General features: G+C 68.0%; 12 protein-coding genes. 5 read left to right on the top strand and 7 right to left on the bottom strand.

Annotated features, from left to right (window positions below):
• Positions 1–68 precede the first annotated feature (68 nt).
• Positions 69–500: a response regulator gene (locus PPZ50_RS02725; RefSeq protein WP_066692694.1), complete on the bottom strand. Its 432-nt coding sequence runs from the start codon at positions 498–500 to the stop codon at positions 69–71.
• Between the two features lie 186 nt (positions 501–686).
• On the opposite strand from PPZ50_RS02725, the gene PPZ50_RS02730 reads away from it, so the two are divergent.
• The 3 genes from PPZ50_RS02730 (at position 687) to PPZ50_RS02740 (ending at position 4839) form a co-directional block, all read left to right on the top strand.
• Positions 687–1817: a phosphoserine transaminase gene (locus PPZ50_RS02730; RefSeq protein ID WP_066692697.1), complete on the top strand. Its 1131-nt coding sequence runs from the start codon at positions 687–689 to the stop codon at positions 1815–1817.
• A 122-nt stretch (positions 1818–1939) separates the two neighbouring features.
• Positions 1940–3517 carry a phosphoglycerate dehydrogenase gene (gene serA, locus PPZ50_RS02735; protein ID WP_272815702.1) on the top strand — a complete coding sequence of 526 codons (1578 nt, stop codon included), beginning with the start codon at positions 1940–1942 and terminating at the stop codon, positions 3515–3517.
• A gap of 218 nt (positions 3518–3735) precedes the next feature.
• The gene (locus PPZ50_RS02740; RefSeq protein WP_066692703.1) at positions 3736–4839 is read left to right on the top strand and encodes an ATP phosphoribosyltransferase regulatory subunit; all 1104 of its coding nucleotides are present in this window, start codon (positions 3736–3738) and stop codon (positions 4837–4839) included.
• 38 nt (positions 4840–4877) lie between these two features.
• Here PPZ50_RS02740 and PPZ50_RS02745 read toward each other — a convergent pair whose 3' ends face one another.
• On the bottom strand, positions 4878–5375 hold the full coding sequence (locus tag PPZ50_RS02745) for a MucR family transcriptional regulator (RefSeq protein ID WP_066692705.1): 498 nt from the start codon (positions 5373–5375) through the stop codon (positions 4878–4880).
• Between the two features lie 278 nt (positions 5376–5653).
• Between PPZ50_RS02745 and PPZ50_RS02750 the strand changes: the two genes are divergently transcribed.
• Entirely contained in the window at positions 5654–7018 is a 1365-nt protein-coding gene (locus tag PPZ50_RS02750; RefSeq protein WP_232308027.1) for a PAS domain-containing protein, read from the top strand.
• Between the two features lie 56 nt (positions 7019–7074).
• Here PPZ50_RS02750 and PPZ50_RS02755 read toward each other — a convergent pair whose 3' ends face one another.
• Positions 7075–9762, bottom strand: a complete 2688-nt coding sequence (locus PPZ50_RS02755) for an Rne/Rng family ribonuclease (protein WP_066692844.1) — start codon at positions 9760–9762, stop codon at positions 7075–7077.
• 478 nt (positions 9763–10240) lie between these two features.
• Between PPZ50_RS02755 and PPZ50_RS02760 the strand changes: the two genes are divergently transcribed.
• Positions 10241–11518 carry an N-acetylmuramoyl-L-alanine amidase gene (locus PPZ50_RS02760; RefSeq protein ID WP_232308028.1) on the top strand — a complete coding sequence of 426 codons (1278 nt, stop codon included), beginning with the start codon at positions 10241–10243 and terminating at the stop codon, positions 11516–11518.
• 3 nt (positions 11519–11521) lie between these two features.
• Here PPZ50_RS02760 and PPZ50_RS02765 read toward each other — a convergent pair whose 3' ends face one another.
• From PPZ50_RS02765 to PPZ50_RS02780, 4 genes are all read right to left on the bottom strand, one after another.
• Positions 11522–12193 (bottom strand): anti-sigma factor, encoded by a 672-nt coding sequence (locus tag PPZ50_RS02765; RefSeq protein WP_066692714.1) that lies wholly within the window; start codon positions 12191–12193, stop codon positions 11522–11524.
• On the bottom strand, positions 12183–12755 hold the full coding sequence (locus PPZ50_RS02770; RefSeq protein WP_232308029.1) for a sigma-70 family RNA polymerase sigma factor: 573 nt from the start codon (positions 12753–12755) through the stop codon (positions 12183–12185). The genes PPZ50_RS02765 and PPZ50_RS02770 overlap by 11 nt, the downstream gene beginning before the upstream one ends.
• A gap of 68 nt (positions 12756–12823) precedes the next feature.
• The gene (locus tag PPZ50_RS02775; protein ID WP_066692716.1) at positions 12824–13357 is read right to left on the bottom strand and encodes a SixA phosphatase family protein; all 534 of its coding nucleotides are present in this window, start codon (positions 13355–13357) and stop codon (positions 12824–12826) included.
• A complete protein-coding gene (locus PPZ50_RS02780; protein WP_066692717.1) occupies positions 13354–16056 on the bottom strand; it encodes an ATP-dependent DNA helicase in 2703 nt (900 codons plus the stop codon). Before PPZ50_RS02780 ends, PPZ50_RS02775 begins: the two co-directional genes overlap by 4 nt.
• Between the last annotated feature and the right edge of the window lie 162 nt (positions 16057–16218).

Here is a 16218-nt window from a genome sequence, read left to right on the forward strand (position 1 = left end):
TGGTCCTTATCGGCGATGCGGCGGACATGGGTCAACGCCGCGATGCCGCCGGCCGGCTGAACCCCGGGTTAAGCCGAACCGTGGAACGCGGTGCTCGCGGAGAACAGCTTGATCCCCGTCGGCGGCTGCGACAGGTCGCCCTGGCGGGCACGGACCGCGAAATCGACCAGTTCGCCGACCGAGTGATAGGCACAGGGCTTCGACACGACGCCCAGGGTCCCGTCGATTCCGTCATCCAGCATTGCCGGATTTGCCGTGAGAAAGATGACGGTCGTCCCATAGGTCTGGCCGAGCATCCGCCCGATCAGCGGGCCCGTGGGACCGTCACGCAGATTGCAGTCGACCAGCGCGACGTCCGGGCGGATCGATGCCAGTTCCATCGCCCGCGACATGTCGGCGGCGATGCCGACCGGACGATAGCCATGCTCCTCCAGCGAGGCCTCCAGATCGATCGCGACCAGCATTTCGTCTTCGACGATCAGAACCGTGGGGGTTTGCATGGGAATTCCGGACATAATCTAGAGCAAGGCAACGCGGAATCGTCCGGTCGGTTCCGCGGCGCGGCGCAAACCGACCGCAATAATGTTGCGCCGATGATGCTTGTGCCGTCCGGTCGACATCGCTAATGGCCGCGACGGGCCACGCTGTCCCAACGCAGCGCGTGCTCTCTGTGAGGAGAGACTGACATGACTGATCTTCCGCCTAAGCCGGCCACGACTCCCGCTCGCCCGTATTTTTCGTCCGGGCCCTGCGCCAAGCCGCCGGGCTGGTCCGCCGACCGCCTCAACCCCGTCAGCCTCGGCCGGTCGCACCGTTCGAAGATCGGCAAGCAGCGTCTGCAATATTGCATCGACCTGATGCGCGAATTGCTGAAGCTCCCCGATACGCACCGCATCGGCATCGTCCCCGGTTCCGACACCGGCGCGTTCGAAATGGCGATGTGGACGATGCTGGGCGCCCGCCCCGTCACTGCGCTGGCATGGGAGAGCTTCGGCGAAGGCTGGGTGACCGATGCGGTCAAGCAGCTCAAGATCGATCCGACCGTCGTGCGAGCCGATTACGGCCAGCTGCCCGACCTGACTGCGATCGACTGGACCCACGACGTGCTGTTCACCTGGAACGGTACCACCTCTGGCGTCCGCGTTCCCAGTGCCGATTTCATCCCCGCCGACCGCGAGGGCCTGTCGTTCGCCGACGCGACCTCGGGCGTGTTCGCCTATGACATCGACTGGGCCAAGATCGACGTCGCCACCTTCAGCTGGCAGAAGGTGCTAGGCGGGGAGGGCGCGCATGGCGTGCTGATCCTCGGCCCGCGCGCGGTCGAACGCCTCGAAAGTTACACCCCCGCATGGCCGCTGCCCAAGGTCTTCCGCCTGGTGTCGAAGGGCAAGCTGACCGAGGGCATCTTCAAGGGCGAGACGATCAACACCCCGTCGATGCTGGCGGTCGAGGATGCGATCTTCAGCCTCGAATGGGGCAAGTCGCTGGGCGAGAACGGCCTGATCGCGCGCAGCGACGCCAATGCCGCCGCACTCGACAAGATCGTGGCGGAACGCGACTGGCTCGGCCATCTCGCCGCCGATCCGGCGACCCGGTCGAAGACCAGCGTCTGCCTGACGGTCGAGGGCGCCGACGAGGCGCTCATCAAGAAGATGGCGTCGCTGTTGGAGGCCGAAGGGGCTGCCTATGACGTCGCCGGCTATCGCGACGCTCCGGCGGGCCTGCGCATCTGGTGCGGTGCGACGGTCGATACCGCGGATATCGAGGCGCTCGGGCCATGGCTCGACTGGGCCTACGCGACGGCGAAGGCGGCATAAAGCCCTCCCCCCTTCAGGGGAAAGGGTTGGGAGAGGGGCAGTCGCGCCACCTTTCCGCCCGCTCCCCGACTTCCCCTCTCCCGGCCCTCTCCCCTGAAGGGGAGAGGGAGAAGGAACGAAACATGCCTAAAGTTCTCATTTCCGACAAAATGGACCCCAAAGCCGCCCAGATCTTCCGCGAACGCGGGGTCGAGGTGGATGAGATCACCGGCAAGACGCCCGAAGAGCTGATGGCGATCATCGGCGACTATGACGGCCTCGCCATCCGCTCGTCGACCAAGGTGACCAAGGCGATCCTCGACGCCGCGAAGAACCTCAAGGTCGTCGGCCGCGCCGGCATCGGTGTCGATAACGTCGACATTCCCGCCGCCTCGGCCGCCGGCGTCGTCGTGATGAACACGCCGTTCGGCAATTCGATCACCACCGCCGAGCACGCCATCGCGCTGATGTTCGCGCTCGCCCGCCAGCTTCCCGAGGCCGATGCCTCGACCCAGGCGGGCAAGTGGGAAAAGAACCGCTTCATGGGCGTCGAGCTGACCGCCAAGACGCTGGGCCTGATCGGCGCGGGCAATATCGGCTCGATCGTCGCCGACCGCGCGCAGGGCCTGAAGATGAAGGTCATCGCCTTCGATCCGTTCCTGTCGCCCGAACGCGCGATCGAGATCGGCGTCGAGAAGGTCGAGCTGGACCAGCTGCTGGCCCGCGCCGACTTCATCACGCTGCACACCCCCCTGACCGACCAGACCCGCAACATCCTGTCGGCGGAAAATCTGGCAAAGACCAAGAAGGGCGTGCGGATCATCAACTGCGCGCGCGGCGGGCTGATCGACGAGGCGGCATTGAAGGCGGCGCTCGACAGCGGCCATGTCGCGGGTGCCGCGCTCGACGTGTTCGTGCAGGAACCGGCCAAGGAATCGCCGCTGTTCGGTACGCCGAACTTCATCTCGACCCCGCATCTGGGCGCGTCGACCAGCGAGGCGCAGGTCAATGTCGCGATCCAGGTCGCCGAGCAGATGGCCGATTTCCTCGTATCGGGCGGCGTCACCAACGCGCTCAACATGCCGTCGCTGTCGGCCGAAGAGGCACCGCGCCTCAAGCCATACATGGCGTTGGCCGAAAAGCTCGGGAGCCTGGTCGGGCAGCTGACCACCGGCGCGATCGCCCGCGTGTCGGTGCACAGCGAAGGCGCCGCGGCCGAGCTGAACCAGAAGCCGATCGTCGGCGCGGTGCTGGCCGGGTTCCTGCGCGTCCAGTCGGACACGGTGAACATGGTCAACGCGCCGTTCCTGACGAAGGAGCGCGGCATCGAGGTGCGCGAGGTCCGCAACGACCGCGAGGGCGATTACCAAACGCTGATCCGCGTCAGCCTCAAGACCGAAGCCGGCGAGCGGTCGGTCGCGGGCACGCTGTTCGGCAACGCCCAGCCGCGTCTGGTCGAACTGTTCGGCATTAAGGTAGAGGCCGATCTGGCCGGGCACATGCTGTACGTCGTCAACGAGGACGCGCCGGGCTTCATCGGCCGCATCGGCACCACACTGGGCGAAGCGGGTGTGAATATCGGCACCTTCCACCTCGGTCGTCGCGATGCCGGTGGCGAAGCGGTGGTGCTGCTGTCGGTCGACGAAGCGGTGACGCCGGAGCTAGTGGCCAAGGTTCGCGCGCTTCCGGGCGTCAAGACGGTCATGCCGCTCAAGTTCTGATCGGCCTGTAAGGGTAGGCAGCGGGCTGTCGGAGCGATCCGGCAGCCCGTTTGCGTTTGCGCTACCCTTCTTCGTCACCCCGGACTTGATCCGGGGTCCCGCTTCTTCTTCTGCGACCGGAAAAAAGCGGGACCCCGGGTCAAGCCGAGGGTGGCGTATGGGGTAAGGCAATGCGTCCATGCTTTCCCGCTCGCCTCGCACCCGCTAGGGGAAACCCCATGAACGACACCGGCCTCCTGCCCGAAGGGTTTCACGACCGCCTGCCCCCCGCCGCCGACGGCCTGCGCCGGTTCGAAGGGGCGGTGCTGGGCGTCGCGCATGGCTATGGCTATGAACAGGTCGACCCGCCGCTCGCCGAGTTCGAGGCGGGGCTGGCCAACCGGTTGAAGGGCACGGCGGCGACCGACGCGGTGCGCTTCGTCGATCCGGTCAGCCAACGGACGCTGGCGATCCGCCCCGATATCACCGCGCAGGTCGCGCGGATCGCGGCAACCCGCATGGGGCACCATCCACGTCCCGTCCGGCTGTCCTATGCCGGCCCGGTGCTGAAGCTGCGCGCGGGCGAACTCGCCCCGCGCCGCGCGCTGCGCCAGATCGGCGCCGAACTGATCGGTCTCGACAGCGTGGCGGCGGCGATCGAGGTCGTGACCGTCGCGGTCGAATCGCTGCGCGCGGCGGGCGTCACCGGCATCTCGATCGACTTTACCCTGCCCGATCTGGTCGCGACGCTGGCGGGCGATCCGCCGGGGCCGCAGCATGACGCGCTGATTGCCGCGCTGGATGCGAAGGATGCCGGGCGGGTCGCGGCGATCGATCCGGCCTATCTGCCGCTGGTGGAGGCGGCGGGTCCGTTCGCTGCCGCCGTGGCCCGGCTGCGCGCGACCGATGCCGCCGGGCGGCTGGCGTCGCGGCTGGATGCGATCGAGGCGGTGGTGGCGACCCTGCCGGCGGATGTCGGCGTGACGCTCGACCCGACCGAACGCCATGGCTTCGAATATCAAAGCTGGCTCGGCTTCTCGCTGTTCGCGCGCGGCGTGCTGGGCGAGGTCGGGCGGGGCGGCAGCTATGCGGTGTGCCATGCCGATGGGCGTGAGGAAGCGGCGGTCGGCTTCTCGCTCTACGCCGATGCGCTGCTCGATGCCGGGCTGGGTGCCAAGGATCGCCAGCGGCTGTTCCTGCCGCTCGGCACCGCCCCGGCTATCGCGACGCGGTTGCGCGGCGAAGGCTGGGTGACGGTCGCGGCACTGGCCGAAGGCGATACGCCTCAGGCGCAGCTGTGCACCCATGTCTGGGATGGCGAAACCGCCCAGGCGGTCGCCTGAATGCGACAGGGGCGACCGATCGGCCGCCCTTGGATCACTTATTCGGCGGCCTTGGGCTTGCGGCCGCGACGCGGCGCGGCGTCACCCGTGGCTTCGCCATCCTCGCTGGCGGTGCGTGCCTTGCGGCCGAGGCCAATGCGCTTCGCCATGTCGCGACGGCTCTGCGAATAGGTTTCGGCGACCATCGGATAGTCGGGGCGCAGGCCGTACCGCTCGCGATAGGTTTCCGGGGTCAGGCCATGGCCCGCCAGGTGACGGCGCAGCGTCTTGTACGGCTTGCCGTCGATCATCGAGATGATGTGATCCTTCGATGCCAGCGACTTGCGCACCGACACCGCCGGAACATGCTCCTGCTGCGGCGCCGATTCTTCCGGCTCCGACGTGCCCGATGCCAGCCCCAGGACGGTCGCGTGCATCGTCTGCAGGAATGCCGGAACATCCTCTGCCGCGACGCGGTTGTTACCATTGTTCAACCAGGCGATGGTAAGTTCGGTGGCCAGTTCGATCGCGTTGAGTTCGGAACTATCGTCGGTCATGGATATCTCCTCAATGCGGGCGAAATGCTACGGGCCCGGCGGCAGGTCAATGGCTGTGACCCGGATAATCTTATTTTCAACTGAATTATTCGGTCGAAACGCCGATTTCAGCGGATGGCATACGAATTGTTTACCCTCCATCGACCTGAATCGACAATGTGCGCGTTGAGTGAGATGTCTCTCGACCGCAATAGGGTACGATGGCGGCCTTGCGAATATTCTTGGCGCAGCGACCTTGCCCGCAACGGCGCGGTCCACCTTGGACAAAAGATGTGAACATGACAGCCGGCACCATCGATCCATCGTCACCGATTTGGCATGATATTGCCGACACGATGCCGATACTGGCATGGGTGGCGGACGATGACGGCCGGTTGCTATGGGGCAATCGCTGCTGGCAGGCCGATTTTCACGATACGACCGGCCGGACTCTTTGGGACTGTTGTCACGACGGGCCAGGGCGCGATGCAGTACGGCGAACGTGGCGGGATGGCGTGGCCGCCGGCACGTCCTTTGCCCTGTCGCTGCCGCTGGCTGCCGATCATATCGACGTGCCGGTCGGATTTTGCGTGCGCCCGGAAGGTGCCGGCCGCTGGATCGGTATCGCATCGGGTGAGGAATCGCGGCGTCAGGCGGAATCGGCGCGGGCGGCAACGCGGGCCGAACTCGATACGCTGACCAACGCCATGCCGCAGATGGTGTGGGCGACCCGGCCAGATGGCCATCACGACTATTACAATGCGCAATGGTATCGCTTCACCGGCATGCCGGAGGGTTCGACCGATGGCGAGGGGTGGAACGGCATGTTCCACCCGGAGGACCAGGATCGCGCCTGGGCGCGGTGGCGGCACAGCCTGACCACCGGCGAGGATTACGAGATCGAATATCGCCTGCGCCACCGCAGCGGAGCCTATCGATGGGTGCTGGGACGGGCGCAGCCGGTGCGCGATGCCGACGGCATGATCGTACGCTGGATCGGCACCTGCACCGATATTGATTCCGCCAAGCGTGCCGCCGAACAGAACGATATCCTGAGCCGTGAACTCAGCCACCGGATCAAGAACATCTTCGCGATCATCAGCGGGTTGGTGCGGATGTCGGCGCGGCGTATGCCGGCGGTGCGGGAATTTGCCGACGACCTTGCCCGCCGGATCGCGGCGCTGGGCGCGGCACACGACCTCGCCCGCCCGCACAGCGACATATCGCGCCCGCTGATCGGCGAGGCGACGCTCCATCACGTCCTGCGCGAGTTGCTGACGCCCTATGCGCCCGACCAGTGGCGGATCGCGGGGGACGACGTGCCGATCGACGATCGCGGCGCCACGCCGATCGCGCTGATCTTTCACGAACTGGCGACCAACGCCGCCAAATATGGCGGACTGTCGGTGCCAGAAGGGCGCGTGACGGTTCACACCCGGCTGGACGGCGACACGCTGCGCATCGACTGGTGCGAAACGGACGGTCCGGCGATCGCCGGCGAGCCGGAGGCGACCGGGTTCGGCACGCGGCTGGCAGCGCTCAGCATCGAACAGCAGCTCGCCGGCAGGATCGCCCGCGACTGGCGGCCGGAAGGGCTGGCGGTACGCATCGAGCTCAGCCCGTCGGCGCTGGTACGCGAGCGCCCCGTTCCGGTCGACGCCTGAACGCAAAGGGGCGGCACCCTTTCGGATGCCGCCCCCTCCTGTGGCCCGTTCGGCGATCAGTTGCCGAAGGTGCGCTGCCACCAGCCGCGACGCGGCGATGCCGAAGCGTCAGCGGCAGGCTCCTCGGCCTGGACCTCTTCGACAGGCGCTGCCGGCGCTTCCACGACGGGCGCGGCTTCCTCGGCCGGCGCTTCTGCCGGAGCGGCCGCCTTGCGACGCGGCGCACGGCGCTTCTTGGGCGCGGCTTCCGCTTCCGCTTCCGGTTCTGCCGGGGCGGGGGCAGGGGCCTCGACCTCGGCGTCCACGTCCGCCTTGCGCTTGCGGGTCCGCTTCGGCTTGGGCGCGTCGGCGACCGGCTCGGCATCGACCTTCGGCGTTTCGACCGGTTCGGGGGTGACGATCGGCGCGGCATCCCCCGCCTCGACGACCTCCGGCTCGGCCGGCGCCGCCTCGGTCACGTCGCCGACCTTCGCGCGGGCGCTCGGGCGGCGGCGGGTACGCTTGGGCGCAGGGGCAGGGGCCGCCTCGACGACCTCCGGTTCGGCGACCGGCTCGGGCGCGGCTTCGGCGACGTCCTCGCTCGCATCGTCCTCGATCGGCAGGTCGGCAACGGCGCCGGCACCATCGGCCGCGTCGAACGCACCCTCGCCGCGGCGACCGCCCCGACGGCCGCGCCGGCGACGCTTGCGCCGGGTGCCTTCATCGGCCTGTTCGGCTTCGGGAGCGGTGTCGGTCGATGCCTCGACCTCGTCGTCGCCAGCTTCATCCGCGGCATCGTCCGCGTCTTCGGCCGTGTCGGCGTCGTCGCCGGCTTCGCCTTCCTCCCGATTGCGACCGCGACGACCGCGCCGGCGGCGACGGCGCTTGCCGCGTCCTTCACCTTCGTCGTCGCCGCGCGGGGTACGGGCGACTTCCTCGACGGCGTCCTCCTCGACCTCGTCGTCGATCTCGTCCTCGATGTCCTCATAGGCATCGTCCTCGTCGTCGATGACGACCAGCGGCTCGACCTTCGGCGGATGCGCGGGCGGCGGGCCGGAGGCTTCGACCGCCATGCGTGCGCCCTCGATCTCGGCATCGGGCACGATCTCGACGGTCACGCCATAGCGGTCCTCGACCTCGGCGATGTCGGCGCGCTTCTTGTTCAGGACATAGAAGGCCGCTTCCTGGCTGGCGCGCAGCACGATCAGCGAGCCGCGACCACGCGCCGCTTCGTCCTCGATCAGACGCAGCGCCGACAGGCCCGCCGACGATGCGGTGCGGACCAGCCCGGTGCCCTCGCAATGCGGGCACTGGCGGGTCGATGCCTCAAGCACGCCGGTGCGCAGCCGCTGCCGGCTCATTTCCATCAGGCCGAAGGCGGAGATGCGGCCGACCTGGATGCGTGCGCGATCGTTCTTCAGCGCCTCCTTCATCGCCTTCTCGACCTTACGGACGTTCGATCCGTGGTCCATGTCGATGAAGTCGATCACGACGAGACCGGCCATGTCGCGCAGGCGCAGCTGGCGGGCGATTTCCTGCGCCGCTTCGAGGTTCGTCGCGGTCGCGGTCTGTTCGATATTATGTTCGCGGGTCGACCTCCCTGAGTTGATGTCGATCGACACCAAAGCCTCGGTCGGGTTGATGACCAGATAGCCGCCCGACTTCAGCTGCACGACCGGATTGTACATCGCGGCCAGCTGATCCTCGACATGCGCACGCTGGAACAGCGGCACGGCATCGGCATATTGCTTCACCCGGCGGGCATGCGCCGGCATCAGCAACCGCATATAGTCCTTGGCGTGGCGGAAGCCGTCCTCGCCCTCGACGATCACCTCGTCGATATCCTTGTTGTAGATATCGCGGATCGCCCTCTTGATCAGGTCGCTGTCGCCATAGACGAGCGCGGGCGCCGACGAGGTCAGCGTCTGTTCGCGAATCCCGTCCCACAGGCGGGCGAGGTAATCGAAGTCGCGCTTGATCTCCTGACGCGAGCGCTGGAGCCCGGCGGTGCGGACGATGCAGCCCATTGACGCCGGCAGCGTCAGTTCGGCCATGATCGACTTCAACCGCTTGCGGTCGGCGGCCGAGCTGATCTTGCGCGAAATGCCGCCGCCATGCGCGGTGTTGGGCATCAGCACGCAATAGCGGCCGGCAAGCGACAGATAGGTCGTCAGCGCCGCACCCTTGTTGCCGCGCTCTTCCTTGACGACCTGCACCAGCAGCACCTGCCGCCGGCGAATGACGTCCTGGATCTTGTAGCGGCGACGCAGGTTCAGCCGGCGCTGGCGCAGCGCTTCCACGGCGGCATCGTCGCCGCCATTCTTGCGCTTGCGCGGGGCCGGAGCCTCGCCATCCTCTTCGTCGTGATGCTCGTCGTCTTCCTCGTCGCGCTCGACGACTTCGACGCCGCCTTCGGCATCCTCGTCGTGATCGTCGTAATCGAGGTCGTCGTCATGGTCGCCCGCGCGCAGCGCCGCTTCCTCGGCGGCATGCGCGGCTTCCTCGGCCAGCAGCGCGTCGCGATCTTCCTTAGGAATCTGGTAATAGTCGGGGTGGATTTCGCTGAAAGCGAGGAAGCCGTGGCGGTTGCCGCCATAATCTACGAACGCCGCCTGCAACGACGGTTCGACCCGCGTCACCTTGGCCAGATAGATATTGCCCTTGAGCTGCTTGCGCTCGGCCGATTCGAAATCGAATTCCTCGATCCGGTTACCCTTGACGACGGCGACCCGGGTTTCCTCCCGGTGGCGAGCGTCGATCAACATCCGCGTGGTCATGATAATGTCTCCGGGCGCGCGGGACGGCTCGGCCAGTCGGCGCGCCTAAACGCGCGGCGGGGGCCATGCCCGGTGCCTGCGCGCGATTGCTGGGATATGCGTCTGCTGGCATGGGCAGCCCGGAACGCTCCGGGCGGACAATTGTCGCCCCGACGCCGGCCGCGACAGCGGCACAGGCGGTACGGGACGGAACTTGCCACATGCGAACATCAACCTGGTTAGACCCCCTGAAGCGGGTACGCTTTGGGGGTGTCGCGTCGGTTTCCCCGAACCAAGTCCGGGACCGACGTAATTGCGGGCGTAGCACCCGGTGTCGCCGACAGCAACAGTATCGGCGCGTTCGTTACGCTAACGAAGCAAATCCGAATAAATGGTTAAAGCGCGATTCATCGTGCTGGTTCACCGTGGGTTGAGCGGCGGGGCGTAGGAGAATGCTTCGGAATTAGTCGGAAGCGGACCCCCGTTCATGGATTTGCGCTGGACCGGAAATGCGATTGGGCGGCATAGCGCGCCGATGGGCGCATGGCTGGCCTTTCTGTCGATCTGGTTCGGCGTCCCCGTCGCCGCACAGACGGTCGATACCGTCGATGTCGCCGACGACCGCATCACCATCCGCCTCGATGCCGCCGCTACCGCCGCGTCCAGCTTCGTGCTCGCCGGGCCCGACCGCCTCGTCGTCGACCTAGACGGCGTGCGTCCGGGCGGGCGCAGCGAATCGGGCGGCGGCGTGCGGGCGGTGCGTCAGGGAACGCGCGAGGGCGGCAGCCGGATCGTGTTCGATCTCGACCGGCCGCTGATCGTCACCGCCGGGCGCTTTTCGGATGACGGGCGGCGGCTCACCCTGACGCTCAGCAACGCCGCGCCCCAGCGCTATGCCCGCGCGACCACCGCCGGGCGGATGCGGTTCCAGCCGCAGATCGCGATGGCGACCGTGGTGCCTGCATCGTCCTCAGCGGCGATGATCGTCGACCGGCGCCAGCGCGCGACTGCGTCGGTCCCGATCCCCGCCCGTCGTCGCGGCCATCGCCTGCCCCGCATCGAAGGGGATGTCGACCGGCCGCTGGTGGTGATCGATGCCGGCCATGGCGGGCATGATCCGGGTGCCATCTCACCCCATGGCGGGATGCAGGAAAAGGACCTGACGCTGAAGACCGCGCGCGCCGTGCGCGACGTGCTGCTGGCGAGCGGGCGGGTACGCGTGGCGCTGACCCGCGACCGCGACGAATTCCTCGTGCTGCAGGAACGCTATGCGATCGCGCGGCGGCTGGGGGCCAGCCTGTTCATCTCGATCCACTGCGACAGCGCCGATAACCCGCAGGCGACCGGCGCCAGCATCTATACCCTGTCCGAAGTCGCCTCCGACCGCGAGGCCGCGCGCCTCGCCGCGCGTGAGAACAAGGCCGACATCCTCGCCGGCGTAGATCTCGGCCGCCAGAGCGCCGATATCTCGTCGATCCTGATCGACCTGACCCAGCGCGAGACGATGAACGCCTCGGCTGGCTTCGCCCGGCTGCTGGGCCGCGAAGCGACCGGCGTCATACCGCTCAAGCCCAATTATCACCGCATGGCGTCGCTGATGGTGCTCAAAGCGCCCGACCTGCCCTCGATCCTGTTCGAAACCGGCTATCTGTCGAACGAAGCGGACGCCCAGCGGCTCGATTCGGTCGAGGGTCGCCGCGCGATCGCCAAAAGCGTGGAACGCGCGGTCGAGGTCTATTTCGCGCGGCGGCTGGCGGCGCGCTGAGGATCAGATCGCGGTCAGCGGTCCGCTGGCGACGACCGGGCCTGTCGGTGTCGCCTGCGGCGATCCGCCCGGAGGCTCGATCGAGATGGCAAGCACTAATCCTGCCTGCAACGCCTCCCGCTCAGTCGCTGTCAATGCAAGACGAGTCGTTCCCGTGTCCGACAACAGCCCGAGCGAACGGGGCACGCCATCGCGAATGACCCAGAGCTGCGCGGCCTTGCCTGCGGGTGCGATACCGGTCGCAACCACCCGGATCTGCCCCGCTCCACGATCGACGATCGCGCTGATCGGCGTTCCTGCACCATCCGACGATTGCAGTGCGGCAAGCAACGTCACCGCCGGCGATCGGTCGACCGGCGGCAATACGGTTGGGGTCGGGCGCAGGATCATCAACAAGGCGGCTGCGGCGACAGCGGTGAGCGCGGCCGGAACGACCAGTCGCAGGCGGTTGCGCGGTTTCGGTAATGACGGTGCGCCGATGTTGTCGATCAGTCCCTGCGGCGCGGGAACCGGCCGAACCTCGGCGAGCATCGTAGCGAAATGCGCGCGCCACCATTCGACCTCGCGCGCAAAGTCCGGATCGGACAGCGTCCGGCGCAGAGCCTGTGCGCGTTCCTCTCCATCGAGCAGCCCTAATGCCAGTTCGCCGGCAAGCGCTTGATCCTCAGGCGTCACGGACGCATCCCCGCAAATTGAGCAGGCCACGACGTGCCCAGCTGCGTACCGTCGGTTCGGGTACGCCCTTGTCCTCGGCCAGCTGGGCGTAGGTCAATCCGCCGAAAAATGCGGTACGAAGGGTATCGCGCTGCCGAGGCTCTAGCGCATCGAGGCAATCGTACAGACGCTGCGCTTCCTCCGTGCGCTCGAGGACGGCGAGCTGGTCGGGCGTGTCGTCGGCAATCTGGTCTGCATCTTCGATCGGCCGCATCCGCCGCTTGCCATGCCCGCGCACCCAGTCGATCGACCGGTTGCGGGCGATCGTTCCCAACCACGACATCGGATGCGCCGCGGTCGGCACGAAGGTGCCCGCCCGGTTCCAGATCAGCTGGAAAACCTCGTGCAGGACGTCTTCGGCCGCACTGCGTTCCTGGCAGATTCGTAAGCAGATGCCGAACAGCGACGATGCGGTGAGTTCGTACAGCTGCCCCAAAGCTGCACGGTCCGCCGTACCGACGCGGTGCAGCAATTCGCAAATCGCGACGCGCGCTTGATACGGGTCGGCCGGACGATCCTTCACGTCCAAGGGCGTAGCGCGGTGACCGGTGCCACGCAACGAACGTGAACCGTACCGATCGCTTTCATCGCCTAATCGTGATTCGGCCCCAGCGACGGATCGAGATCGCGCGGGCGCACGAAGCTCGTCAGGTGCCCGCACCCGTCGCATGCTCCGGCCCAGTCGCCGTCCAGCTCGAGCACCGCGACGCTGGCGGTCGGGAATTTCTCTTCCACCGCCCCGCGCAACGGATTGCTATCCGCCGACAGCAGCAGGACGAGGTCTTCCAGCCCCGGATTATGCCCGACCAGCAGCGCGCGCTCCGCATCGGCGGGCAACGCGCGGATGACGTCGAGCATCGTGCCGGCCGAGGCGAGGTAGAGCGTGCGATCGTGGCGGGCCTCAGGCATCGCGCCAAACCCACGCCGGAAATGGTCGAGCGTCTCGACCACCCGCTTCGCCGAACTGGCAACCACCGTGTCGAAGGTCAGCCCGGCCTGTCGCGCATGGGCACCCATCGCGGTCGCGGCGCGTGCACCCTTGGCATTGAGGGGCCGTTCGTAATCGCTGAGCGCCGGATCGTCCCAGCCCGACTTGGCATGGCGCAGCAGCGTCAGCGTCTTCATAGCGGCGGCTCCATCGGCAGGGCCTGCGCCCCATGCCCGACTTCGGCTCCCAAGGAAAGAGCGCGCGCGACCGCCTCGTCCAGCGTGCAGCGGATGACCGGTGTTCCTTTGGGAAACGCGCCGAGCAACCGCGATGGCATGGCGGCCGACAGCAGCACGAACAGCCCGCGATCGTCGGCGCGGCGGATCAGCCGCCCGAACGCCTGGGCGAGGCGCGCGCGGACCATCCGGTCGTCATAGGCGCTGCCGCCCCCCGCCAGCCGGCGCGCGGCGTGGAGCACGCCGGGCTTCACCCATGGCACCCCCTCCATCACCACCATCCTCAGCGAATGGCCGGGCACATCGACCCCGTCGCGCAGCGCATCGGTGCCGATCAGCGAGGCGCGCGGATCGTCGCGAAAGATATCGACCAGCGTGCCGGTATCGATCGGATCGACATGCTGGGCATAGAGCGGCAGCCCGTCACGCGCCAACCGGTCGGCAATCCGCGCATGCACGCCGCGCAGCCGTCGGATCGCGGTGAACAGTCCCAGCGTGCCGCCGCCGGCCGCAACGATCAGTCGGCCATAGGCATTGGCGAGCGCGGGCAGGTCGCCGCGCTTCACATCGGTGACGATCAGCACCTCGGCCTGTCGCGCGTAGGCGAACGGGCTGACCGCCTCGAAATGGCTCGGCTGGCGCAGCAGGTGCGGCGCGCCGACGCGCGCATCTGCCACGTCCCAGTCGCCGCCGGCGCGTAAGGTAGCGGAGGTAACCAGCACGCCATGCGCGGGCTTCAGCACTTTTTCGGCGAAGGGGCGGCTGGGGTCGAGCCAATGGCGATGCAGGCCCATGTCATATTCGCGGCCCTCGACCCGGTCGACCGTCATCCAGTCGACGAAATCGGGATCGACCGGCCCGCCGATCCGCGCGAGCAGCCGACCCCATGCGGCGACCGTCTCCGCCCGCCAGCCAAGCGAAGCGATCGCCCCCTCGATCCGCGCCCGCGCCGGCCCGTCCATCCAGTCCGGCCCTTCGGTCAGCACCGCCTCCAGCCGCTTGCCGAGCGCTATGAGGGGCCGCAGCAGCGCGTCCAGCGCCTGCGCGGCCGGGCCGGCGGCATCGACCAGCTCGGGCGGCGGTTCGCTGAGTTCGGTCTCCAGCCCATAGCCCGCCTCGCCATCCTTCGCGCGGGCGAAGACCGCACCGCGGACGCAGGCGAGCAGTTCCTCGACCGGCCCGAACGGATTGCCTTCCTGAATCCGCGACAGCCACCCCTCGGCCGGCAGCAGTCGCGCGGCATCGACCGCCGCCACAACCGCCTCGCCGCCCGCTGCGTCATAGCTCGCGACATCGGACAGCCGCGCCGCCAGTCCCCGCCGCCGCCCGCGCCCGCCGCCTTCCGGCCCCAGCACCCAGCGGCGGATCTCGATCGCCTCCATGCCCGTCAGCGCGGCGGAGAACATCGCGTCGGCCGCCTCGAACAGGTGATGGCCCTCGTCGAAGACATAGCGTGTCGGCCGCGTGCCGGTTTCGCGTCCCCGCGCGGCGTTGACCATCACCAGCGCATGGTTGGCGATGACGATATCCGCCTGCGCCGATGCCCGCGCCGCGCGTTCGATGAAGCATTTGCGGTAATGCGGGCAGCCGGCATAGATGCACTCGCCCCGCCGGTCGGTCAGCGCGGTCGACCCGTTGCGCCGGAACAGCGTCGGCAGCCAGCCGGGCAGGTCGCCGCCGACCATGTCGCCATCGGCGCTGTATGCCGCCCAGCGCGCGACCAGTTGCGCCAGCACCGCCGCCCGCCCCTGAAACCCGCCCTGCAGCGCGTCCTCGAGGTTCAGCAGGCACAGATAATTCTCGCGCCCCTTGCGCGTCACCACCTTCGCGCGGCGCACGGCGGGATCGGGAAAGACACGGGTGCTTTCCTGCGCCAGCTGGCGTTGCAACGCCTTGGTAAAGGTCGATACCCACACCGCGCCATCGGCGGTCTCGGACCAGAGCGACGCGGGGGCGAGATAGCCCAAGGTCTTGCCGATGCCGGTCCCGGCCTCCGCCAGCACCAGATTGGGCGTGTCGCGCGCCACGCGCGGGGCAAAGGCAACGGCGGCGGCAGCGGCAAAGGCGCGCTGTCCCGGCCGTGCCTCCGCCGCACTCCCGGTCAGGCTCGCCAGCCGCTCGGCAACCGCATCGGGTGCCAGCGTCACCGTGCGCGGATGGGCACGCGGCGGCGCCTCCTCCCATTCAGGCAATTTGCTGAACAGCCAGCGTTCGGCGGTATCCGGCTTGGGCAGCACCTGCCCCAGCGCCGGTGCCCAGGGCCAGCGCAGCCGGAACAGCGACCGCGCGGCGGTCCACGCGCCTTCCTGTTCGGCCCAGGGCGCAGACGCGGTCGCGATCAGCGCCGCCGCCGCCCGCCGCAACAGGTCGGCGATGCCCGCTTCGTCCGCCGGCAGCGGCAGGTCGAGCGCCTGCGCGATCCCCTTGGGCGTCGGCACCGCGAAGCGCGCGGGATGGACGAAGGCAAACAGCTCCAATAGGTCGAGCCCGGACAGCTCGGCATAGCCCAGCCGTTGCCCGATCAGCGGCGCGTTGAGCACGATCGTCGGCGTATCCGCGACCAGCGCGATCGCCTCCCCCCGGCTGACCTCGCGCGTGCCGTCGCGGGTCGCGATCCAGACGCCCGAATGGCTGGCGTGCAGGGCGGGATAGGGGAGCATGGAACCGCCTTACCGATCTACGCGCCAGAACGGAAGCGGAACGCGCCAAATCCTCCCCGGCACGGGGAGGGGGACCAGCGAAGCAGGTGGAGGGGTCGGTCCACATACGGAAGGGTAACGTTGCGCCGCCCGCCCCCTCCACCATCCTTCGGATGGTCCCCC

It is taken from the genome of Sphingomonas hankookensis, assembly GCF_028551275.1.
Classification (GTDB): Bacteria; Pseudomonadota; Alphaproteobacteria; order Sphingomonadales; family Sphingomonadaceae; genus Sphingomonas; species Sphingomonas hankookensis_A.